Annotated in this window: 15 protein-coding genes and 1 tRNA gene; 13 read left to right on the top strand and 3 right to left on the bottom strand. The window is 70.3% G+C overall.

Going from position 1 to position 23,830, the window contains the following annotated elements:
- Window positions 1–803: 803 nt before the first annotated feature.
- Window positions 804–1,301 (top strand): hypothetical protein, encoded by a 498-nt coding sequence (locus tag ACFYPH_RS26720; protein ID WP_387185556.1) that lies wholly within the window; start codon window positions 804–806, stop codon window positions 1,299–1,301.
- 1,268 nt (window positions 1,302–2,569) lie between these two features.
- On the opposite strand, the gene ACFYPH_RS26715 is transcribed toward ACFYPH_RS26720, so the two are convergent.
- Window positions 2,570–5,278, bottom strand: coding sequence for an RICIN domain-containing protein (locus ACFYPH_RS26715; protein WP_387185553.1), 2,709 nt, complete (start codon window positions 5,276–5,278; stop codon window positions 2,570–2,572).
- A gap of 565 nt (window positions 5,279–5,843) precedes the next feature.
- On the opposite strand from ACFYPH_RS26715, the gene ACFYPH_RS26710 reads away from it, so the two are divergent.
- The 6 genes from ACFYPH_RS26710 (at window position 5,844) to ACFYPH_RS26685 (ending at window position 10,980) form a co-directional block, all read left to right on the top strand.
- Entirely contained in the window at window positions 5,844–6,974 is a 1,131-nt protein-coding gene (locus ACFYPH_RS26710; RefSeq protein WP_387185550.1) for a LacI family DNA-binding transcriptional regulator, read from the top strand.
- A 106-nt stretch (window positions 6,975–7,080) separates the two neighbouring features.
- A complete protein-coding gene (locus ACFYPH_RS26705) occupies window positions 7,081–8,031 on the top strand; it encodes a Fic family protein (protein WP_387185547.1) in 951 nt (316 codons plus the stop codon).
- 73 nt (window positions 8,032–8,104) lie between these two features.
- Window positions 8,105–8,755: a recombinase family protein gene (locus ACFYPH_RS26700; protein WP_387185584.1), complete on the top strand. Its 651-nt coding sequence runs from the start codon at window positions 8,105–8,107 to the stop codon at window positions 8,753–8,755.
- A complete protein-coding gene (locus ACFYPH_RS26695; RefSeq protein ID WP_355066824.1) occupies window positions 8,701–8,916 on the top strand; it encodes a hypothetical protein in 216 nt (71 codons plus the stop codon). Before ACFYPH_RS26700 ends, ACFYPH_RS26695 begins: the two co-directional genes overlap by 55 nt.
- 776 nt (window positions 8,917–9,692) lie before the next feature.
- Window positions 9,693–10,451: an ISAs1 family transposase gene (locus ACFYPH_RS26690; protein ID WP_387185543.1), complete on the top strand. Its 759-nt coding sequence runs from the start codon at window positions 9,693–9,695 to the stop codon at window positions 10,449–10,451.
- A gap of 10 nt (window positions 10,452–10,461) precedes the next feature.
- Window positions 10,462–10,980, top strand: a complete 519-nt coding sequence (locus ACFYPH_RS26685; protein WP_354858559.1) for a hypothetical protein — start codon at window positions 10,462–10,464, stop codon at window positions 10,978–10,980.
- Between the two features lie 14 nt (window positions 10,981–10,994).
- On the opposite strand, the gene ACFYPH_RS26680 is transcribed toward ACFYPH_RS26685, so the two are convergent.
- Window positions 10,995–11,609, bottom strand: coding sequence for a suppressor of fused domain protein (locus tag ACFYPH_RS26680; protein ID WP_387185540.1), 615 nt, complete (start codon window positions 11,607–11,609; stop codon window positions 10,995–10,997).
- Window positions 11,610–11,700: 91 nt separating this feature from the next.
- Between ACFYPH_RS26680 and ACFYPH_RS26675 the strand changes: the two genes are divergently transcribed.
- Window positions 11,701–12,771, top strand: coding sequence for an integrase core domain-containing protein (locus tag ACFYPH_RS26675; protein WP_363940530.1), 1,071 nt, complete (start codon window positions 11,701–11,703; stop codon window positions 12,769–12,771).
- A 378-nt stretch (window positions 12,772–13,149) separates the two neighbouring features.
- Here ACFYPH_RS26675 and ACFYPH_RS26670 read toward each other — a convergent pair.
- A tRNA-Leu gene (locus ACFYPH_RS26670) sits at window positions 13,150–13,233 on the bottom strand.
- 231 nt (window positions 13,234–13,464) lie between these two features.
- Between ACFYPH_RS26670 and ACFYPH_RS26665 the strand changes: the two genes are divergently transcribed.
- From ACFYPH_RS26665 to ACFYPH_RS26645, 5 genes are all read left to right on the top strand, one after another.
- Window positions 13,465–16,080 (top strand): tetratricopeptide repeat protein, encoded by a 2,616-nt coding sequence (locus ACFYPH_RS26665; protein ID WP_387185537.1) that lies wholly within the window; start codon window positions 13,465–13,467, stop codon window positions 16,078–16,080.
- 208 nt (window positions 16,081–16,288) lie between these two features.
- A complete protein-coding gene (locus ACFYPH_RS26660; protein ID WP_387185534.1) occupies window positions 16,289–18,913 on the top strand; it encodes a fibronectin type III domain-containing protein in 2,625 nt (874 codons plus the stop codon).
- A 27-nt stretch (window positions 18,914–18,940) separates the two neighbouring features.
- Entirely contained in the window at window positions 18,941–19,936 is a 996-nt protein-coding gene (locus ACFYPH_RS26655; RefSeq protein WP_354858549.1) for a MoxR family ATPase, read from the top strand.
- Between the two features lie 14 nt (window positions 19,937–19,950).
- Window positions 19,951–21,114 (top strand): DUF58 domain-containing protein, encoded by a 1,164-nt coding sequence (locus ACFYPH_RS26650; RefSeq protein ID WP_387185530.1) that lies wholly within the window; start codon window positions 19,951–19,953, stop codon window positions 21,112–21,114.
- A complete protein-coding gene (locus tag ACFYPH_RS26645) occupies window positions 21,111–23,591 on the top strand; it encodes a DUF3488 and transglutaminase-like domain-containing protein (RefSeq protein WP_387185527.1) in 2,481 nt (826 codons plus the stop codon). The genes ACFYPH_RS26650 and ACFYPH_RS26645 overlap by 4 nt, the downstream gene beginning before the upstream one ends.
- Window positions 23,592–23,830: the final 239 nt, after the last annotated feature.

The raw sequence follows: 23,830 nt of genomic DNA, 5'->3' as shown, positions 1-23,830 counted from the left end.
CGGTACTCGGGCTTCGACCTACAGAACCGCATCAGCATGAGTCCACAGCGCAACTCGAACCGGCAGCGAAGTTCGCGCCGACACCCTCATCGGCATGAGCGGGCTGGACCAGCGGTAATTGACCTGGTGCCCGGAGGTACCGTGCGGCAAGCCCGATTCGCATATCCGTGCGTTCTGCGGCACCTGCTATGCCCGGCAGCCTCTCAGCAGGTCTACGGCTACCCTCACGCAGGGGCGTCAGATTCTGGTTGGGAAGCCCGGCGGCGCTGCACGGATCAATCAGCGCTACTTCCAGCCCAAGCAAGGTGACTAGGGCCGCGGCCCACGCTCAGCTTGGAAACCGCGTTGATCTAAACGACGCATAGAGACATTCTGGGGCAGGCGGCACGCAGCGTGTCTGCCTCGCTGGTCGCGTCCCGCGCTACCCCATACTGACCGCCGCATCGGGCATGCTACGGGCACGGCCATCTGGCGTCGAGGAGGGTTGTCATGTCGTTGGTCAAGAAGGGCTCTCGACTCATAACTGTTGACGGGGTCACCTACAGGTGGCGAGTGCGCGGCAAACCAACCTATGTCCAAGGGCTGTGTGAGCGACCGCTCGCTGTCGCTGTAGAACAGGTCGATTGCAAGGCCAGGGTGTTGCTGGTCAGCATGCCTCAGGACCATCCAAGTAACTGGATTGGCGGGTCGGCCGTGCCCGTTCTCCCGTCGGCGGTCGCTGCGATTGTCCGCAAGGCGTTGGCCGAGGGATGGCAAGCTACCCCGTCAGGCACGGCCTTCCTTATGACTGCGCCCGTGGGCTGATGACACGACGCTTCGGTGACCGGGCCACGTTCGCGTTGGAGATCGGCGAGGTCGAGCCGCACCAAATCCGCGTCGTCGACCTCTGGGCGGCTGGCAAGAGACTGCCCACCGAGGACAACTACGCCTTCCTCCCGTTCTTCATCCGCGTTATGCGGTCGAGCGCGGCGCAGGTGCGCCGACGCGACGTCAAGCCCTGTCCCTTCCCGGGCCGCACGCCGGAGGAGATCTTCCGGCTGCTCCACGCAGACGACACGGAGTTTCGGGAGCAGTTCTGGTTCATGCAGTGGGGCGAGACCGTCGACAACGTCTCCATGTACGCCTACCTTGACGACGACCTAGTGATCGGCTTCGCGTTCTGGCGGCCAGACCATCCCTTTCCGGATGACCTGGGCAAGGTCTTCGTCGCCAGGATCCCACCGGAGGAATTCGTGGCCATCGTCGAGGATGCAGCCGATCTGCTGGACGCCGAGTTGGTTGACGTCGAGCCGCCCCGGTGACCGAACCGCCACGCCCTACGGCGTCAAGCTCACCTTGACGACTCGTTCGTTCCGCCACGTCTCGGGGACAGGTAAGAGCAACCACGGTCCACCGAACGTCGGGGAAGGCCAGGCGGACAGCATCAACCGCGTCAACCTGGCCAACGTGCACCACGGGGATTTGTCGGCGGAGCTGTTGACGTAGCCCGGGTGCGTCGATGACGTACAGGGAACCATACCGTCGGTTGTCCCACACCACGCCGCCCGAGGCACGCAGTGCGCCGACCCGGCGGTTGTCACCGCCCGGATCGCGCAGACCCAGACCGAACGCGCCATCGCGGGCACCACCCCGCGCCGGATGAGCCGAGCAGAGATTTCGGCCCTGGTGACCGCGCTCGGCGACATCGCCACCGTGCTGCGCGAAGCCGACCCCGACGACAAAGCCGAGGTCCACCGGCAACTCGGACTCCGACTCACCTACGAGACCGAAACGCAAACGGTGCGCGCTGCAGTGGATCTCAGCGCGCACCGTGGGGTTATGGTTCGTGTCCGAGGGGGGATTCGAACTCTTGTACGCATCATATGTGTACCAACCTGGGGTGCACATGCTCATAGGTTACGGTACGGCCAGGGCTGACTCAAGACTGACCGCCATAACCATGTGTAAGTGTGCAGCCATCAAGTTGGATTCAGTCCGCTACGGCCTCTCTGTCTGACATCGGCGGGCCACCACGAGAGCCGTTTTGCACGCTGGTGAACTTTTAGTCGACTGGCTTTGGCGGCAAGCCATATCGTTCGCTGTTGAGCGCACGGTGCTCACTGCCTTCAGCCGGAACCTGCGCGGGGTTATTGCGTACGTCCCAGCTCATGATCGTGCCGTCGTCGTAGGCGATGATGAGGGCGTCTTGCCACGACATGCTGCGCACTACCCCACGAGGTGTGTCAAGTACGCCGAGAGGCCGTCCCTCTTGAGCGCGCCAGATGTAGAGCATGTAGTCATCGCTGATCTCGGTGGCTCAGCTGCGTCCGCAAGATGGTTCGGGAGTAGCCAGCGGACTCCAACTGCCAGTACGCGCGTTCGACCGTCCGTGCACTCAGCCGCGACGCCCGGGCCTGGCTCACGTACGGGTAGCGAGCGGACCTGGCCCGCGTCTGTCCGGATCGGTAGCTCGTGTCCCACCATGATGGGATCGCGCCCGACTCGGAGGCACAAACCGTGCCCCCGAGTCGGCGCGACAATCGGCAGCCCGTTACCGGCGGCCGAACTTGACACTCACCTCTGCCACTGGTCAGGAGGCTACGAACTGCCACTGCTGGTTGGTCCCGCCGTTGGCGGTCCACTGCACGACCTGCGCCCCGTCGCTGGTCGAGGCGGCGGAAACGTCGGCTGCCAGTCCGCTGGCCTGGCTGACGATGGTGTAGTAGCCGTCACCGGTGGGTCGCAGGTACCACATCTGGTTGGTGCCGCCATTGGCTGACCACTGCTGCAGTTGCAGGCCCGCCGTGGTGCTGCCGCCGTTGACGTCCAGCACCTTTCCGGAGGCGGTGTAGCGCAGGGTGTAGGCGTCCTGCGTGGTGCTGATCGTCCACGTGGGGGTGCCGCTCTGCTGGACCGCCTTGGCGCCGTCGGCGGTGGAGTTGCCGGCGATGGCGAGGGGCTTGCCGCTGTTGCGGTTGACGATGCGGTAGGTGCCTGCTGCGGGCCCGGTTCCGCCGCTTCCACTGAGGTTGAGGTACTCGACCGCGTCGGTGAAGACGGTGCTGCCGGACTTCGCGGTCGACAGCTGCAGGTACACCCGGCTTCCGGTGGCGGGGGCGGTGAAGGACACCGGTTGGGTGACCCGTGAGCCGAGTGGGATGGTCAGGGTGGTGCTGCCGGACGCGACGACAGTGCCGGTCGGGCTGTCGAGCCGGGCGGTCCAGGTGAAGCCCACCGAGGTGTTGGTGACGTCGTCGTTGAAGACGGTGATGTTGCGGGTCACAGTGGCGTTTCGGGCGTAGCTGGGTACCGCCTGCGGCAGCGGGAAGGTGCCGTTCGAGTCCGAATTGCCGGAGGCGGACCAGTAGGGGAGGTCGACCGCGGCCACCGGGTTGAACGCCGCCTGCACGCGCTGGATCTGCGGGTTGCTCCACGGGTCGGGCAGGTTGTCGGCGCCGTAGATGGGGCGACCGCCCTCCTCCGGGGTGAAGTCGGTGGACCGCACGCCGGGCACCACGCTGGCCCAGGCGGACAGCAGCGTGTAGGGGCGCAGGTCGGTGGCGCCCTTGCCGCGCTTGGCCAGGGTTGCCGTGGCGAACCACTCGAAGCCCTGCTTGTTGTTGCATGCCGGCCAGATGAACTCGCCCTCGCCGTCGGGCCGCCCATTCACGGTGATCAGGCCCTCCCCGTACCTGCCGAAGCCGTCGACGTAGTGCGGGATCACCGCGAAGTTGGCGTACGTCATCCCGGGATACAGGCTGACATTCCCGCCGACGCCCACCTCGACAATGATCGGCCGGGTGCCGTCGGCGCCGTTCATCGCCGCGTACAGGTCCTTCTCGAACTGTTCGGAATCCTGGCCGCTCTGGTTCGGCTCGTTGTTCTGACTCCAGCGGATGATCGCGGGGTGGTTGCGGTCGCGCAGGACCAGCGCACGGGCGTGGTTGACCATGTTGTCGCGCCCGACGGAGTTCTGCCACTCCTGCGAGGATTGGGAGCCGCGAATCGCGACCTCGTCGATGATCATCAGGCCCATCTCGTCGGCGACATCCAACATGTACGGGCTCCCGGGCTCCTGGTGGATGCGCACCACGTTGTAGTTCAGCCGCTGGTAGTTGTCCACCGCCTGCGGCCAGCCGCCGTTGCCGGACGACGGGGGCAGGAAGCCGGGCAGGGTGTGGTACGCGTCGCCCTTGCCGCCGTTGTTGATCCGGTCATAGTCGCCACCCTGGAGGTTGTCGCCGCGGAAGTTCACGCGCACGCCGTTGAGGTAGTAGTAGTCACCGTTCTGGGTAGCCTCCCGGAACCCGAACCGGTACTCGGCGTCGCTCGTCCGGCCGTCGTCGGTGACGGCATGCACCGTCAGCCCGTGCAACTGCGCCCGGTACCCCGACCGGTACGGCACATTGGGCCACCAGTACGAGGTGCTGTCGAGGTTCCACGCGACCGGCCCGACGGTCACGATCACGGTCGAGCGGGCCGCCACGGTGACCGTACGGCTGGGCAGTGCCGGGTAGCTGAAAGCCGTTCCGTTGCTGGACGACAGCGACCCGGTCAACGTCACCGACCGGGAACTGCCCGACGTGTTCCGCACCGTCACGTCGTAGGTCAGCGTCTTGTTCGCCACCGACGTACGCACGAATGTGTCGCTGACGTACACCGCCGGGTACACCCGCAGGAACGCGGACCCGAAGATCCCCTGCGGTATCGCCTCGGACCACGTGGCGGCGTCGGGCACCAGGTACCGGCCGTTGGATGCCTTCAACGCGCCGCGGCCCTTCACGTTCACCGTGATCGTGTGGGTGGTGCCGGGCGCCGCGTATGCGCTGATGTCGAAGTTCGACGGGGTGAACGCCGTCGTCTGGGTGGCGACCACGCGGCCGTCGACGGAGAGTGTCGCCTGGTGGTTGACGGCGCCGAACTCGATCCAGGTCGACTGCGGCTGCCCCGAGTCCGGCACGGTGATGCTGCGCGAGTACACCGCCTCGTTCACGTCGGTGAAGCCCTGTTTGTACCAGCCGCCACCGGGCACCGCGATCGTGGTCGCCGCCCGGCCCGCGGGCGTGAAGCCCCAGGTCCCGCTCAGGTCGATCGAGGTGATCGCGGCGTTACCGGCCGCCACACCGTCAGGTCCGGCGGCCGCGACACTCTGCGTCTCGACCGGCGCGGCCAGGGCCGACCCGGGGGGCGCCAGGGTCAGGCCACCCAGCGTCAGGGGCAGGGCGAGCGCCACGGTCGCGGCCAACCCTCTGGCCCACGCCGACAATCGGCCACCCCAGCGGACGTTCGTACGATGCACGGTTACCTCCTGTGACTCATCCGCCAACTCCGCAACACCGGTTCAGGGCACAGCCTCAAGGCCGATACTCGAATCGATTCGACAAAGCTGCCGGCGTCGCCGACCACCCGGGAAGGGTGGTTGCGGCCAAATACATAGGTACGTATTAATGGGTGCATCGAGCGTAAAGTCAAGGTTTCAAGACGGTTACTCCCTGCTCCTGACGCCTCGCAAGCTTCGAGTGGCCGCCGATAGTACGACCCTTCCGGAGTGCTAGGGCATCGCGCTCAGGCACTCCGTGTCGCCGGCCCACCGACGCGGCGCCGATCGAGTAGCGAACCGATTCGCCTCTGCGGCGCCCGGCCGCGTGACACGCCGAAGGCGTGGACAGCAGCACTGCCGTCTTCGGTGAAGTCGGCGGGCGGCCCGGCCTGACCTGTTCGGTTCGAAACTGGGGTTAGGGTGCTGGTAAGAAACGTGCTTCGCCAGCGTCACGGGCGGGTTACGGGATCTTGATGGCGAGCGTCTGACTGCGTAGACATGACAGCGCAATCATAGAGGACGATGGCCGGCGGCGGGAGGTGCCATGACGCGACTGGCGAGGCCGGGTGGAAGCCCTCCGACGCCGCGCAGCGTGGACGTCGCGCGGCTGGCCGGCGTCTCCCAAAAGACGGTGTCCAGGGTCCTCAACGACGAGCAGTATGTCTCGGCCGACGTGCGCCGGCGGGTCCTGGACGCCGCCGCGGAGCTCGGCTACCGGCGCAACCAGGCGGCCCGGGCGCTGGCCTCCGGGCGGACCCGGTCGATCGGCGTGGTGACGCTCGGCAGCGCCTTGTACGGGCCGGCGTCGTGGCTCATGGGCATCGAGCGGGCGGTCCGGGAGGTGGGCTACACGCTGCGGGTGGCCGCCACGATCGAGGGCGACCCGGGCGGCATCGCGAGCGCCCTGACGTCGCTGCTGGGCCAGGGCGTGGACGGCGTCGTCATCTCCGAGCCGATCGACGAGGGCGTCGGCCTCATCAGCGTCGACGTGCCGGTCCTGGTCCTCGGCGCGCCGCCCACCTTCGCCGCGCCGCAGGTGGTGACCGCCAGGGTCGGCGCGGGCCGGCTCGCGCGGGCCGCGACCGAGCACCTGCTGGAGCTGGGGCACGCGACCGTCCATCACCTGGCCGGCCCGCAGCGGTGGTATTCGGCACGGGACCGTCTCGCCGGCTGGCGCGAGGGGCTGCGAGCCCACGGCGCGGACGAGCCGCCGGTCGTCGAGGGCGACTGGTCGGCCGCGTCCGGCTACGCGGCGGGCCGGGAACTGGCCGGCGACGGCACCGTGACCGCGGTGTTCGCCGCGAACGACGACATGGCGATCGGTCTCATCCGCGCGCAGCTCGAGGCCGGGCGCCGGGTGCCCGAGGACATCAGCGTCGTCGGGTTCGACGACATCCCGGTCGCCGCCTACGTCACTCCCCCGCTCACCACCGTGCGGCAGCCGTTCGACGAGGTCACGCGGCAGGGCCTCGCGCTGCTGGTACAGGTCATCGAGAAGCCGGACGTCGAGCTTCCACCGGCGGCCGACCAACCGGTCGAGCTCGTCGTCCGCGCCTCGACGGCGCCGCCACCGCCCCGGCCGATCCCGGGACGTGGCCGCCGAGCGATCCCCCATGCCCACGGTGGCCCGCACGGTCAGCCCGCCGGCAGTGAAGTCCCATCCACCCAGCCCTGATCAGCGTCGATCTGTCCACCTACGGCGGCACGTCACCCGAGGCCCGCACCGGCCGTCGCTGAGGAGCGGCGCCATCCAGGGCTCGAATTCGATCGAGGGCTACCAGGTGTCCCTGGACGACGCCGCCGCGGCCGTCGCCGGCGACGAACCGGTAGAGACGAGCCCGCAAACCTGGGAGGTCATCACCGGCTACCGGGACGCCCTGACCTACGTGCAACAACTCGCCCGCTCACGCGAGTTCACCTGGCAGCACATGCTGCTCAACGCGCTGCACTTCATGATGCTCCGCCATGACCTCAGCAAGTGGCCGGGCCGCTACCGTCCAGGCGACATCCACACCGACGAGGCGCACACCGGCCGACGCGTCTACACCGGGCCAGACGCCGACGACGTCCCGTCGCTGATCTCCGAGCTGATCGACTGGTTGGCCGACGGCGAACCGGAGACACCGCTGCTCGTCCGGGCATCCATGGCTCACCTGAACCTGGTCAAGATCCATCCCTGGCGGGACGGAAACGGCCGAATGTCCCGGTGCCTCCACACCCTCGTACTCGCCCGCGACGGCGTCCTCGCCCCTGAGTTCTCCTCCATCGAGGAGTGGCTCGGCGTCGGCCGAAACACCTACGCCTACTACGACGCGCTCGGTGAGGTCGGCGGCCCGACCTGGCAGCCCGACAACGACACCAGCAAGTGGATCCGATTCTGCCTGAGCGCCCACCACCAACAAGCCCAACTGGTCCGGCAACGCCTCGACCAAGCCGCGCAGCTCTGGGAACTGCTGGACACCTGGGTCCGGCGCAACGGGCTGCCCGAGCGGGTTGTTAGCGCCCTACACCTCGCCGCGACCGGCGGTCGAGTACGCCGCACCCTCTATCAACGCGACGAGAACCTCACCGACGACCAAGCAACCCGCGACCTTCGCACCCTCGTCCGGGCGGACATGCTCGAACAGCACGGCGAGACCCGAGGCAGGTTCTACCTCACCTCGCCGACACTCCGCGACCTCGCCGCCCCCGCGCTGCGCCCAAAGGAAATCATCGACCCGTACCGACGGTGAAGCGCAAGCCCCGGCACTGCGAGTCCGCGCCGGTCAGCCGCCCGACCCTGCCACCGCACCCCACGTACGGTAGATCTTCGAGCAGCGGCTCGCCGGCCGGAGCGTGGCCAGCATCGCCCGCGCCCTCAACGACAACGGCGTCTTGTGCCCGTCCGGCGCCGACCCAGCGCGTAACCCCCACCGCAGCGGCCGCCAATGGATGCTCACCACTGTCGCGGCCATCCTGGCCAACCCCCGTTACACCGGGCGGCAGGTCTGGAACCGTCAACGCACCGACCGTGATGCCCTCCCTGACAAGGGAACCTTCGATCGACACCACGAGATCCAACGGTGGAGCGCCTCCACTGACTGGGTCATCTCCCGCGAGATCGCGCATACTCCGCTGGTCAGCGAAGAACACTTCGTCGCCGTCCAGGCAATCCACAGCGCACCGACCCCAGCCGACGGCATCCCCCGCTGCTATGTGTTGGCCGGAGTGATCTGCTGCGGCGTGTGCGGCCGAATCATGGACTCCCACTGGGTCCACGACCGTGCCGGCTACCGCCGCCGACACGGCAACACCTGCACCCGACCCACCTCATCGAGACGACAGAAGACCCTCTACGTCCGAGAGACCATCTCCTGGACAGGATTCGACACCACAGCTGCCTGCGTCGGCACCACCCGGCGATGCGCGACCAGGATCCAGACAGCGTCGCCGGCTACCTGCGGCTCAACAACATGATCATCGTGTGTGACCACGACGCCTGGACCATCGAAACTGACACGGAGGTCTTCCCGCTCACCGCCCCGACGAGCGTCCTGCCCCGCGCAGCAAAAATCCCCGCCCAACGGGACGGGGATCGCTCGAAACGCGAAGAGAAATCACGCTTCGTGGGGAAATAACGTGTCCGAGGGGGGATTCGAACTCCTGTACGTATCACCCGTGCGCCACTCAGGGTGCGCATGCTCATAGGTTACGGTACGGCCAGGCCTGGATCGATCCCACAATCCAGATCACCGTGCGTGAGCGCGAATAGCATATTGAACATGCGCGGCGACTCGCTCCGTCATCGACTAGCCAGGATGAAAGTGCAGCTATCCCCTGTGGCCGCTCAATCATCAGGCGTCGGCGAGCCGCCGCTAAGCATCTCTGCCTTTGGTGCGCTTCAGCGGGTCGACCTGTTGGCAGCCATAGCACCCGGATTCTTCGCGGTTCAATGCACGAATTCACCGCCCTTGTTGGAGGTCTGCGATGGTCACCCGGCCGACAAGGGCTGGGCCTGCTGGCGCATGGATCTCTTGAGGCATGTCGAGTACGTCGAGCGGTGAGCCGCAGCCTCGGTGTCATGTTGCGGTGGCCGCCAAGTCGTTCAGGGCTGCGTTGATCACGGGCCAGCACATGCTGAGGGTATCGCGGTCTGGAGCGTGGCCGATGTTCACCTGGGCGTATGGGATGCTCGGCGGTAGCCCGCAGCTTACCCGGAATATTGTCATCGACGTCGAGGTCGACAATGTGGCGACTTCCGTTACCTACGTAGACATCCACAACGGACTGGGCGGTCACCGCGCCCGTCTCTGGGTCTACTGCAGAAACCCGGTCACCGATATAGATACTGTCGATCGGCACGTATCGGAAGATCATCAGGGTTCCTACGCCGTGTTGATCGCCGAAGTGAGTCATGCCCGCGCTGCCATCATCGCTGATCTCGTCGGTGTCGTGTGCACCGGCTCTGACCGTGTCCGAAGCCGCTGGCGGGCTGCTTGCAGCGCTGGCCGATCTGCCTGATCCGCGGGCCCGTCGCGGTGTCCGGCACCGGCTGACGGTGGTGGTGACTGCTGCGGTGTGCGCGGTGGTGGCCGGCCACCGGTCGTACACCGCGATCGCTGAGTGGATCGCCGACGTGCCGGCGACGACCGCGCTCGCGCTGGGCATGGCCCCGGATCGACGCCCTTCCGAGGCGATGATCCGCCGGCTATTGCAGGCCATGGACCCGCAGCTACTGACCGCGGCGGTCAGCGTCTGGCTTGCCGGCCGGTCTGCTGCCGGCACGTCGACGTCCCGGCGAGCGATCGCGGTCGACGGCAAAACCCTGCGCGGCTCGCGCACCGCCGACAACGCGGCCCGGCATGTGATGGCCGCCTGTGATCAGGCTGTCGGCGTGGTCCTGGCCAGTACCGACGTCGACGGCAAGACCAATGAGATCACCCGGTTTCAGCCGCTGCTCGACCAGATCGGCGACCTGCGCGACACCGTGATCACCGCCGACGCGCTGCACTGTCAGCGTGGGCATGTCGACTACCTCGCCGAACGCGGCGCACACTGGATCCTGACCGTGAAGGGCAACCAGCCGAGCTTGCATGCCCAACTCGCCGGCCTGCCCTGGCGGGCCGTTCCCGACGCCCACCCGCGACACCGCCCGTGGGCACGGCCGCCGTGAGATCCGAACCTTGAAGGTCCTGACGGTCTCCACCGGCATCGACTTCCCACACGCCGCTCAAGCGCTGCAGATCCGCCGCCGCAGGCGGCGCCTGGACCAGCCGAAACGCTTCACCACCGAGACCGTCTACGCCATCACCGACCTGCGCGTGCACCAAGCGAGACCGGCGCAACTGGCCGCATGGATCCGCGGCCACTGGTCGATCGAAAACAAAGACCACTGGGTGCGGGACGTCACCTACGACGACGATCGCTGCCAGATCCGCACCGGGACCGGGCCCGAGGTCATGGCCGCCCTACGCAACGCCGCCATCGGTGCCCCTGCGCACCGCCGGAATAGCCAACATCGCCGCCGCCAACCGGCATCACGCCCGCGACAGCACCCGCCCGCTGGCACTGCTCGGCATCACCTGACGACTTTGCCGGGGCCCTGGGTTGGGGCCGGTGCGACGGATGGGAGCGCCCTCCTTCGTCAACGAGCCGTGGCAACCCAGTGCGACGCCAGGGAGAAGATCAGAGATGACGAATGAACGGGCCGTGACTCCTACGTGAGGCCGTGCCCACGAATACGCAGTGCCGACCGTCGAAGGTCGGAAACGTCGACGTCCTGTTCATCAAGGACATCAAAGAGATGCTCGGGCCCTCGGGACGCCAGAAGGTCAGCCTCCACCTCGTAGGCCGGTACCAACAGGCAAAAGTTGGTTTCGCCCGTAGGGCCGGTTGCGAACTGGAAATTTTCCTCGAAGAGGGCCGCCGGGGTAGGTAGGAGAAACCTCATCCCGGAGCTGGACGGCACGTCGACGTCCAGGCGAACGGGCTCGTCCCACGAAAGGAGTCGCCCCTGCTGCGCGTAACGCGCCGCGCAGGACATCACAAAATCCAACATATCGGGGCCCATGAATTGGCCGTCCAACACGAAGAGCAACTCTTGAGCATAACCGTCCCGACGAGCCCAGCCGTGCTGGCGGGCGAGGCTGGCCAACCCATCCGTGACCATGGTCACCTGGCCGTCGTTGGGCACCTCGGCGAATCCGTGAAGACGAATCACAGCCCCATCAGGAAGAGCCTCATTAAGGGTGCTGAAGGGTTTGCCGAGAAATTGGCGGAGATGACTTTCGACGTCCTGCGGTTCCGCCTTCTGGCGGCCAAACTTCACCATGATCGCCCCATTCTGTTCGCTCCCTAGGCTTGTACGGTGCCAAAACTCGTCGCACAGCGCGTGAGCTGTTGTTTCGCGACGGTGACGCATCATGGCAGGCGTGTTGGTTCGGCTGCTGTACCTGAGTGCGGTGCGGGTGTTCGGCTGGTTGCCGCGGGCCACGCGTAGCGAGTCGGCGATGGTCGCCGAGCTGTTGGTGCTGCGCCATGAGGTGGCGGTATTGCGGCGTCAGGTCGGTCGGCCGCGGCTGTCGTGGCCGGAGCGGGCGGTGTTGTCCGCGCTGGTCCGGGCGTTGCCGCGGGAGTTGTGGAAACATCGGATCGTCACCCCGGCCACCCTGCTGGCCTGGCACCGCCGCCTGGTCCGCAGGCGTTGGACCTACCCGAACCGTCCCGGACGACCACCGATCAGCGACGATCTGCGGGACCTGGTCTTGCGGCTGGCCAGGGAGAATCCCGGCTGGGGGCATCGGCGCATCCAAGGTGAACTCGTCGGGCTCGGCCATCGGGTCGGCGCCGGCACCATCCGTCGCATCCTCGCCGGATCGAGGGTCGGTCCCGCCCCGCGTGAGATCGACACTAGTTGGCGGACGTTCCTGCGCGTTCAGGCAGCCGGGTTGCTGGCTACCGACTTCTTCCATATCGACACCGTCACGCTGCGGCGGCTGTATGTGCTGTTCGTCATGGAGATCACGACCCGGCGGGTGCACATCCTCGGCGTCACCGAACATCCGACTGCTGGCTGGACTACCCAGCAGGCCCGCAACCTGGTGCTGGACCTCGGCGATCGGATGACACGGTTCCGGATCCTGATCCGCGACCGCGACGCCAAGTTCACCGCGTCGTTCGACGCCGTGTTCGCCGCCGAAGGCATCAAGGTGGTGAAGAATCCTCCACGTACGCCTCGGGCGAACGCCTTCGCGGAACGCTTCGTGCGCAGCGTCCGGGCCGAGTGCACCGACCGGGTACTGATCTACAACGAACAGCACGCCCGCACCGTGCTCCGCGCCTACGAGGACCACTTCGACCGGCACCGGCCACACCAGAGCCTGAACCAGCATCCACCCGACTACGACCCCGGCGCGGTCATCGCGATCGAAAGGCCGATCCGCCGGCGACGGGTTCTCGGTGGCGCGATCAACGAATACCGCCGAGCCGCTTGATCCACTCGCAAATCCCCAGGTCACGAATGCGAAGCACAGTTTTGGCACAGTACAGGACCGATCGGCGATCCGACCACGCGAATCGAGCGTTGCCAGTCCATAGAGGGCTGTACGGCTTCGAGTGACTGCAAGACTCGGAAGCGGTAGCGGAGGACACCTCATGGCTGCCGCAGGGGTGCCAGGAGCCACGCCCACGACCGGTGCCGGACTCGGCAGGACAACGGCGGGGATCACTGAAGAGCCGCCGCGCGTCAGCGCGGGGCTCGCCCGCCGCTGATCACTGAGAGTAGCGCCAGACGCTACATCGGATGGGTTTCGGCGGTGGTCAAGCATCCTTGACCACCGCTACGTCTACGTCGCACATATGAGACGTACTCGTGTCCGAGGGGGGACTTGAACCCCCACGCCCTATACGGGCACTAGCACCTCAAGCTAGCGCGTCTGCCATTCCGCCACCCGGACCTGCTCGTTCAGCCTACCTCGCCGCCCAGATGATCTTTCCATCCGAGGTCGGCACGGCGAGCCGCACGGGGAGTTACTGTACACGGCACTCGTGGATCATGCACATCGCCCACTGGTCCCTGCCGGGTCGTCCTCCCGCCCCTGCTCACACCCGTCACGCGAGGTCACCGAAGCGGGATCGGGCGTGAGCCCGGGTAGCGTCGGCGGCCCGGTGACGGGCAGCATTGCCCTGTGTCCCATCCCTCTCCTCTGGCCGCCATCCAGCAACGGGCCCTCGCACTGCGTACCGAGGGCGACCTCGGCACTGCCCGGCAGCTGCTCGCGGACGCTGTCGGGTCCGCCCGTCCGCCGTACGGCGAGGACCATCCCGAGACGCTGCACACCGCGCACCTGCTGGCCCGCTTGCACCGTGAGGCAGACGACCCACTTGCCGCCCGCCGGGTGCTGGAGGAGGCCTTCGCGGCGGGCGAGCGGCGCTGGGACCATTCCGAGCCGATGATGCTCGCGCTCGCCTTCGAACTGGCCGAGGTTGCCGAGGAGTTGGGCAACAGGCACGAGGCTCGCCGCAACTACACGCGCGTCGCCAGCGCCGGGCCCGCCGTGCTCGGTGAGCACCACCCGGCGGTACGCGCTGCCCGCGACTACCTCGGCGCGGCCAACCCTGGCCCGAACCGGCCGGACGTCGGGCCGCCGACGTCCGCCGCCGTTGCCACGACGACGGACTCTGGCGCCCGATCGGCGTTGACCGGCCCGACGTTGTCCCTGGCGACCCTGGCCGCGATGCGCCCGGCGGCAGGCGACCGTCCGGCTCCCCCCTCGCCCTGGGCCCCACCGCCTCCCCCGACCCCCGCCCATCCGGCACCGGCCACGTCCCCCATGTCGCCGACGCCAGCCAGCCCCGCCCGTCCGATACCGCCTGCGTCCGCCATGTCGCCGACGCCCGCCACTCCCACCCATCCGGTGCCGCCGCGCCAGCGGGCCGAGCAGCAGCCGGCGGCGTCGCCCCGGCCACCGGTCGCGCCGCTGTCTCGGGCGGTCGGCCGGCCGACGCCGTACGTCCGGCAGCAGCCACCACCCGCACCGCCGCGTCAGCGCACGAGTGATCAGCCGACCCACCCGGTCGTCGAGGCGCCGCTCTCCGCGGCGGCGGCCGCGGCTCCGGCTCACCCTCCGGCCCACCCCGCGACCCCGGCCCCGGCAGCCGCCGCGCAGCCCTCCGCCACGCCGTCGGCACCCCAACCGCCGGCTCCGCGGTGGGCCGACCCGACCATTCAGGTACGGCAGATCGAGCCCCTGCTGGCCGAGGAGGCCGCCCGGATCGCAGCGACCGGGCCGAGCGGGTCGACCCGCACGACTGACGGGCCGGGGCGCTCCGGGGCGATCCCGACGACTCCAGGCGCGGCGCCCTCCCGCCCGGTGAGCGGGCCACCCCTGCACCACGCGGTCGCCGCGACGCCCACCGCGCCGCAGCCGGTCTCCGCGCCGCCCGCGCACGTCGGCCCAGCCTCCGCACCGGCCGTGGGCCCTTCGCATCCAGTGTCGGCTCCGCCCGACCACGGTCAACCCGTCTCCGGACCGCCCGACCAGCCCCACCCCGCCTCCGGCCCACCGGCGGCCCACGCCCAGCCGGTGTCCGGACCACCCGGCTACGGACCACCCGTCTCCGCGCCGCCCCTCCAGAACTACCCCGTGTCGGGACCACCAGCGCAGCCGTTCCCGGTGTCCGGACCACCCGGCCACAGCCAGCCCATCTCCGGACCACCCGCACACCCCTACCCCGTGTCCGGACCACCCGCCCACAGCCAGCCCATCTCCGGACCACCCGCCCACCCCTACCCGGTATCCGGACCACCCGCCCACCCCTACCCCGTGTCCGGACCGCCCGGCCACAGCCAGCCCGTCTCCGCGCCGCCGGTGAGCGCGCCGCCCTGGGGACTGACCGCCCCGCCCTGGAGCAGCAGCGCGCCCCCGCATCCGCTGCCCACGGCTGGCGGCGACCCCAAGGACCCGTCCCGTACGGACACCGCAGAGACCACACCGGACAGCGAGGCGACACCGAGCAGCGCGACCACCATGGACGGCCAGTCCACAGCGGGCGGCGAGAGCATGCTGGTCGCGAGCGCGACGATGTCGACAGTGCAGGGCGAGCCGTCGGGGTTCGCGTCCGCGTCCACGGAGGTGTTCCCGGCCGTCGGGCCGGCACCGGCCCCGCCGCAGGACACGACGGCGGCGTCCCTGACGCCCGTGACCTACGGGCCGCCGGCCACCCTCACGCACCCGCCCGCCGCGCAGTACCCGTCCGGTCAGCAGTACCCGGGGCAGCCCTATCAGCAGAGCCACGAGGTGTACCCGGGGCAGCGGTACCAGCAGGACACCTACTCGGCCGCGTACGCCGATGAGAGTGTTTCGGCGGGCCGCAGCCGGGCGACGCTGATCGGTGCGGCGGTGGCGGCCGGGGTTGCCCTGGTCGCGGTCGCCGGCCTGGGTGCGGTGGTGCTGAACCGCGACGACGCGCCGCCCCCGACCGGGGGTGCGGTGACGGCGGCACCGGCGGTGACCGGCCCCCCTCCCGGTGACCTGAAGCTGCGCGACGACGTCGTGACGATCACCCTGACCTGGACGGACCCGTCCGGAGGGGCGGTGCCGTTCATGGTCGCCGGCGGACGGGCCGGTCTGGCGCTCGGGGTGATGGCCACCGTGGAACCGGGGCGGACCAGCCACACCGTCAACGGGCTCAGCTCGCGGGTGGACTACTGCTTCACGGTGCTCGCGGTCTACTCCACGGCCAGCTTCGCCACGTCGAGCCAGGTCTGCACCAACCGCGAACGGTCCACGCCGCCAAGCTGATCGCGAGCGGTCCACGCCGCCGAGTCGACACAGTCGGGTTCGCGATCGTCGAGCTGAGCTGGGCGTCCACTGCGCACGCTCGGTATCCACAGGGGTGACGGTGCGGGTTCCCCCGTTCCCGGCCGGGCCATATGATGGCACCCGGCTCAGGGGAGGGGTCGCCGCGAGGCGTACGCCACCTGCCACGACTCAGGGAAGGCAGCCGGCTGTGGCCAGCATCGACGACGCCGAGCGGACCGACGCCCCCCGTTCCCGGTCCCGACTGCGCGGCGGGCTGGTGACGGTCGGCACGGTCACCGCACTGCTGGCCGCCATGGGGCTGACCGTCCTGGGGCTGGGTGCGGCGGACAATGCGGTGGCCAACTACGACGCGAGTTCGTGGCTGTGGAGCGCGGTGCGCAGCGAGCTGGCCCGGGTCAACGGGGTCACCGCCCGGGTGGACACCCGCACCGAGGTTCCCGGTGCCCGCCGGCATCCGATGCAGGTCGCCCAGACCGATCGGCTGCTGATCCTGCGTGATCTGCAGACCGGGCAGATCAGCTCGCTGGACCTGGCCACCCTGCAGCTCACCGCGACCACGCCGACCACCCCCGGCCTGGGTGTGAGCGTCGCCCTGCACGAGGACGCGGCGTTCGTCGTCGACGCCGTGCAGGGCATCGTGCGGCAGCTCGACCCGCGGTCGTTGAGCCCGGTCGGCGAGCCGGTGCGCTATCCCCCGGGCATCACCGGCGGCACGTTCGACGGCGAGGGCCGGCTCTGGATCGCGGTGCCCAGCGAGGGCACCGTCTCGGCGATCACCGCCGCGAAGCTGCCGTCCGCGCCGGCCTCGGCCGCGCCGGCGGGTGGCGGGCTCAGCCCCGAACGGGTCGAGACGTACGACGTGGCCGACGCCAGCCACGAGCTGGTGGTCTCCACCCTGGACGACGGGGTGGCGGTACTCGACCGCACGGCCGCCCGGCTGGTGCGGGTGCAGCGCGGTGAGGTCCGCCCGACGCCGTTGACACTGCCCGGCCCGGCGGCGATGCCGACCCGCACCTCCGGTCCGCGGGTGCCGGTGACGGTACCGGCCGAGCGGCGGGTGTTGGTCGTGGGTGACGTCGGTGAGGAGCGGGCGTTCACGGTGCCGGGCAGCGGCGACCGGCTGAGCCCGGCGGTGGCCTGGGCCGACCGGTTCTACTGCGCCGACGAGGCGACCGGCACCATCTACTCCTTCGACGCGGGCGGCCAGTTGGTCGACACCATCAAGGGCAGGGCGAACGGGCCACTGGAGATGGAGGTGCGGGAAAACCACCTCTTCATCAACTCGCCCGACTCGGCGACGGCCCGGGTGGTGGACGACAAGCACCAGGTGCGCGAGGTCGACAAGTACGCCAACGACGTGCTGGGCGGTGACCCGCCGCCGGCTCCCCCGCCGCCGCCCCCGCCGAAGAAGCCCCGCGTGGGCAAGCCGAGCGCGCCGCGCAGCGTCACCGCCGCCGCCGGCAACGCCCAGGCTCGGGTGAGTTGGCGGCCGGCTGCCGCGAACGGCGCCGAGATCATCAAGTACGTCGTGCAGGGTGCCGGTCAACGCCTGGAGGTGGGCGCCAACCAGCGTTCGGTGGAGGTCAAGGGGCTGACCAACGGCGAGACGTACCGTTTCGCGGTGCACGCCGTCAACGCCAAGGGTGACGGCCCGGCGCGCAGCAGCAACCCGGTGACCCCGACCGCGGCGGTGCCCGATGCACCGGCCAGCGTCACGGCGCAGGAGCGGCCGGACGGCACGGTGGTGGTGAAGTGGCCGGCCGCGAACGGGCAGGGCAACAAGATCGCCAAGTACGCGGTGACGGCCACGTCGGCGGGGACGAACGCGCCGGCCGGCGAGTCGACGAAGACGGAGCTGGTGGTGCCGGCCGGTGAGCTGGAGTTCGGCACCCAGTACGCGTTCACCGTCGTGGCGGTCAACGACAAGGGTGCCGGCTCGGCCGCGTCGCCGGTGAGCAACACCGTGGTGCCGTTCGCGGCGCCGGGCCGGCCGCTCGACCTGCAGGCCGGGACGGTCGCCGACCAGCCCGGCGCGGTCACCGTGCAGTGGTCGCCGGCCGAGGCGAACGGCCGGCCGGTGACGAAGTACCTGGTGGACGTCGGTGGCAGGACGAGCGAGGTGACCGAGACCCGCACCACCGTCACCGGGCTGGGCAACGGCCAGAACGTCACGGTGAAGGTGAAGGCGGTCAACGAGGCCGGGCCCGGTCCGGAGGCCACCGCCACGGCCCGTACGGTCGCCGCGCCCCGGGTCACCGTCACCGGTTCGTCGGCGACGGCCACGTCGGCGACTGTCACGTTCACCGTGGACGCGGGCGGCGGCACGGCCACCTGCTCGCTGAGCACGTCGGGAGAGCCGGCGAAGGCCGGGGCGTGCTCCAGCATCACGATGACGGGGCTGACGCCGGGCACGGCGTACACGTTCACGGTCACCGCCAGCAACGCCGCCGGCAAGGGCACCGCGCAGAGGGCTGAGAGCACCGAGCCGCTGTACGGGATCGCGACGTGCAACAACGGGCCCGACGGCGACCAGCGGACGTACTGCAACAGTGACGTCGACGGCCGCAACGGAAACGAGATCTTCAAGGTCACCCGGCAGGACAACGACCAGCAGGCCGGCTGGGCGAAGCCCGGCACCCGACTGAAGGCGTACTGCAAGAAGTCCGGCGAGAACGTCGACTCGTGGATCTACAACAACCAGAAGCAGAGCACCTGGTGGGTGCAGGTCGAGTACAGCGGGAAGAACTACATTCCCTGGGCCTGGCTCAACCTGGAGGGCGGCGACAACATCAACGTCCTGCCCACCTGCTGAACCACCAGCCGAGGAGCACCGCCGACCGTGAACACCCACGAGCCGCTCACCCAGCCGGAGGTGCAGGGCTTCGCCGCCCTGGCTGCCCGGCTGGCCGAGAACGTCAACGCCGTGGTGCTCGGCAAGCCGCAGGTGGTCCGGCTGGCGCTGACCGCGCTCTTCGCCCAGGGTCACGTGCTGCTGGAGGACGTGCCGGGGGTCGGTAAGACGACCCTGGCACGGGCCATCGCCGCGACCGTGAAGGGTCAGTGGCGGCGCATCCAGTTCACGCCAGACCTGCTCCCCTCGGACGTGTCCGGTGTGACCATCTTCAACCAGGCGAGCCGGGACTTCGAGTTCCACCCGGGGCCGGTGTTCGCCAACATCGTGATCGCCGACGAGATCAACCGGGCGTCGCCGAAGACCCAGTCGGCGCTGCTGGAGGTCATGGAGGAGCGCACGGTCACGGTGGACGGTGTCCGGCACCCGGTGCCGGCGCCGTTCCTGGTGGTCGCCACGCAGAACCCGGTCGAGATGGACGGCACCTACCGGCTGCCCGAGGCGCAGCTCGACCGTTTCCTGGTGAAGCTGTCCGTCGGCTACCCGGACGAGGCGGTCGAGGTCGAGGTGCTGCGCGGTGCGACGGTCCGCTCCCCCGAGGCGCTCGCCCCGGTCACCGACACCGCGACCGTCGGGGAGATGGTCCGGATGGCCCGTCGGGTGCACATCGCCGAGCCGCTCTACGCGTACGCGGTCCGGCTGGCCGCCGCCACCCGCACCCATCCGCAGGTACGCGTCGGGGTCAGCCCTCGGGGCGTGATCGCGTTGACCCGGGCGGCGTGCTCGTACGCGCTGATCGACGGCCGGGGCTGGATCATGCCGGAGGACCTGAAGGCGCTCGCCGAACCGGTGTTCGCGCATCGGCTGCTGCTGACCCCGGACGCGCAGGTGCGCGGGGTGACCGCCGCGGAGGTGCTGCGCCAGGCCATCGCCTCGGTGCCGGTGCCGCTGCCGTCGGGGCAGCCCGCCCCGGTGCAGGGCTGACCGGCAGCAGCGCCATGGGGATCACCGCCCGCGGAATCGGGCTGCTCGTCGCCGCCGTCGTCCTGCTCGGCCTGGGGTTCCGCTTCGCGTACCCCGAGTTGACGTTGCTCGGCGCGGCGGCCGGCGCGGCGGTGGGCTACGCGGCGCTGACCGCGGCCTGGCGGCCCCGGCTGGTGGTCGGCCGCCGGGCGGACCCGGACCGGGTCGCGCGCGGGGAGCCGGCGAGCATGACGCTGACCGTCCGCAACGCCGGCCGGCTGCGCTCGGCGAACCTGCTGGCCGAGGACCGGTGCGGGAGCGGTGTCGTGCCGGTGCCGCTGCTGCGCCTGCGACCCGGTCGGGACACCGAGGTCCGCTACGACGTGCCGACCGACCGTCGCGGGGTGGTGCCGGTCGGTCCGCTGCGGGTGACCCGGCGCGACCCGTTGGGTCTGGTGGCGCTGGCCCGCCCGTACGGCGAGACGACGCCGGTCTGGGTGCATCCCCGGGTCCATCCGCTCACGGCGGTGCCCACCGGCGCGGGGCGCAGCCTCGACGGCCGGGTGGACGGTGTGCCGCACGGGTCGATCACGTTCGACTCGCTGCGGGAGTACGTGGTGGGTGACGAGCTGCGTCGGGTGCACTGGCGCACGAGCGCCCGGGTCGGCGAGCTGATGGTGCGCGAGAACGTGGACACCAGCCTGCCCCGCCTGGTCGTCCTCCTGGACAACCGCTCTGCCGCGCATCCGCACCGGTCCGACGGGGTGGCCGAGTCGTTCGAGTCCGCGTGTGAGGCGGCGGCGTCGGTCGTCACCGCCGCGCACCGCGCGGACCTGCCGGTGGTGATGCTGCTGGTCGGCCCGGAGCTGATCGAGCGCGGCCCGGCGGGGGACGCCGAGGTCGGGCCCCTGGACCGGCTCGCCGCCGCCGACCTGTCCGACGAGGACGACGCGTTGCGCGCGGTCACCACCCGGCTGCGCCAGGACCGGCTCGGCGACACGCTGATCTTCCTGACCGGCCCGGGTGGGCGGGACGGGTTGGGACATGTCGGCGCGCTACGCGGCGCGTACCCGTCGGTGGTGGTCGGGGTGTTCGGCGCGGCCGAGCCGACGCCGGCGGGCACGGCCGGCCTGGTGGTGGTCGACGCGGTGGACGGCGCGCAGTTCGCCGCCGAGTGGGACGGGGTGCGCCGGTGGTGACGGGTGTCGAGCCGCAGCGCGCGCCGGACGTGGCGACGGACCCGCGGCAGGCGCCGTCGGCAGCCGGCGGCGCGACCGGGCCTGTGGTACGCGCGCTGCGGGCGGCCGCCGTGCCGCTGGCGCTGATCACGCTCACCGCGCTCGCCGGGGTGGTGCTCGGCCGGGTGTACGCGGGCGACCTGCTGACCCGGCTGGTGATCGGCGCAGCGGTGGGCTCGGTGCTGGTCAGCGTCGCCGCCCGACGACTGCCGTCCTGGCTCGTCGCACCGGTGTCGGTGGCGGCGTTGGCCGGGTGGACGCTGTGGTCGTTGCGGCTGGCCGCCGCCCGCGCCGACCTGCCGGGCAGCCTGCTGGAGGTGAGCGCGGACGCCGCACGCAACGGCATTCCCCGGCTGCTCACCGCGATGATTCCGGTGGAGCCCACACCGGACACGGTGCTGGTTCCGGTGGTGGCCGCGTGGCTGGCCGGTCTGGCCGGGGCGGAGGTGGCGCTGCGCACCGGCCGGGTGCTGCTCGGCTACCTGCCGGCGGCAGGGCTCTACGCCGCGGCCCTCTACGTGGTCGGCCCGAACGCCGAACCGGCGATCGGGACGACAGTTGCCTTCGTCGCGGTCGCGGCGGTCGGGCTCGCCGCGCCGACGGGTACGCCGCCGGCCGGCGGTGACCCGACGGCCGGTCTCGCCCCGGGGATGCGCGCGGCGGTACGACTTCGGCTGGCGGCCTCGGCGGCGCTCGGCGTCGCGCTGGTGATCGGCCTGGTCGCGCTGCTCGGCCCGGTGGTCGCCGGTCAGGTCGACGGGCGGCCGGTGGACCCGCGCCGGTACGTGGAGCCACCGCAGGTGCAGACGCTCGACGAGAACCCGCTGATCCGGATCTCCGGGTGGGCGCTGCGACCGGAGCAGAAGCTCCTCGACGTGAGCACGGTGGGCGCCACCCCACCGGCCGGCGGCGCGGACGACCCGACGGCGACCGGCGACGCGGACGACCCGAAGGCGGGCCGCAGCGTACAGATCCGGTTGGCGGTGCTCAGCGACTACGACGGGATCACCTGGCGGGTCGGTGCGACGTACCGCAACGCGGGGCGGATCCTGCCGGCCACCGCGCCGGCCCGGGACAGCACGGTGCAGACCGTTCGGCAGGAGATCACCGTGGCGGAGCTGAGCGGCCGGCTGCTCCCGGCCGTGGCGACGCCGCGCGAGGTCAGCGGGGCGCGGGTGGCGTACGACCCGGCGACGGGGACGCTGATCAGGCCGGAGGGACTGACACCGGGGCTGCGGTACACGGTGACGTCGGCCCGGGAACGCCCGGACAACAACCTGCTGGCCACCGCGAACGTGCCGGCCGGCGAGGAGGTGGCCCGGGTGCTGCGGGTCGCCGACGGGGTGCCCGACCCGATGCGCCGGTTGGCCGCGCAGCTCGCCGAGGAGAACGGCGCCCCGTACGCGCGGGCGTCGGCGATCGAGCAGTTCCTGGCCGAGCACTACCGGGTGGTGGCCGACGCGCCGAGCGGGCACGCATACCCGAACCTGGCCTTCTTCCTCTTCGGTCCGCGCAACGGGGGCGGGCAGCGGGGAACGTCTGAGCAGTTCGCGGCGGCGTTCGCGGTGCTCGGCCGGCTCTCCGGTCTGCCGACGAGGGTGGTGGTCGGCTTCTCCTGCAGTGGGCAGGGGCCGGTGCGGGCCGGTGACGCGTACGCCTGGCCGGAGGTGCTCTTCGACGGGTTGGGGTGGGTGGCGTTCGACCCGCTGCCCCGCCCGGATAACGAGCCGAGGCCGGTGGAGGAGGACTTCCGCCCGACCCCGGAGGACCCGCCGCCGTCGGAGGCGCCGGCGCCCACAGTGGAGCCGACCGCGTCGCCGGAGCCGGTGGCCGCTCCCGACGGGCCGCCCGCACGAGGTGGCGTGTCCACGCCGGTGCTGGTCGCGGGCGGCAGCGGTGGTCTGCTGCTCGTGGTGGGGGCGCTGCTGCTCACCCTGTTGGCGATGCGTCGCTCCCTCACCCGCAAGCGACTGGCGGGGGGTGACCCCAACCAGCGCATCGCCGGCGCCTGGCGGGAGGTCACCGACGCGTTGCGACTGGCCGGCCGCCCGGTCGGCGACGACCTGGCGGCGACCGAGGTGGCCGCGCAGGCCCGGCAGACCCTGGCCGACGCCCGAGCCGGCACGACCAGAGGCGGCCGGGTCGGAGCCGGCGCACCCGGAGGCGACGCGAACGGCAGCGGCGTGTCCGGCGGCGGCGTGCCCGGCGACGAGCCGGCCGTCGATGAGCTGGCGACCCTGCTCAATCAGGTGGGCTTCGCCCCCGGCGCCGCGGCGGCCGATCAGGCGGCCCGCGCCGCCGAGGTGGCCACGGTCTACGTCGCCAACCTGCGCGCGGCTCGCCCCTGGTGGCGCCGCCTGCTCTGGTCCGTGCACCCCTCCCCCCTCCGCCAAACCCGCCGGTCCCCCCACTCCCACCCCCGCCGCCCCCCGCGGTGATCAAGAGGTTCGCGTCATCTCAGGACCCGTTCCTGACGCGAACCTCTTGATCACCGGTGGCGGATCGGGGGGAGCGGAGCCGGGCGCGGCGGCCGTAGTCGGCGGCCACGGCTGTCACCCGGGGGCCCGGGCGACCAGCGGGACGTGACAGAGGTGAATGCGCTCCCGCAGCCGAGGTAGCGGCCGCATGCCGGAGCGGAACACGGTGGCGGCGGGTACGGCGTAACGACGAGCATCAG

This window comes from Micromonospora sp. NPDC005252 (assembly GCF_042872475.1).
Taxonomy (GTDB): domain Bacteria; phylum Actinomycetota; class Actinomycetes; order Mycobacteriales; family Micromonosporaceae; genus Micromonospora.
This window is presented reverse-complemented; position numbering and strand designations above follow the sequence as displayed.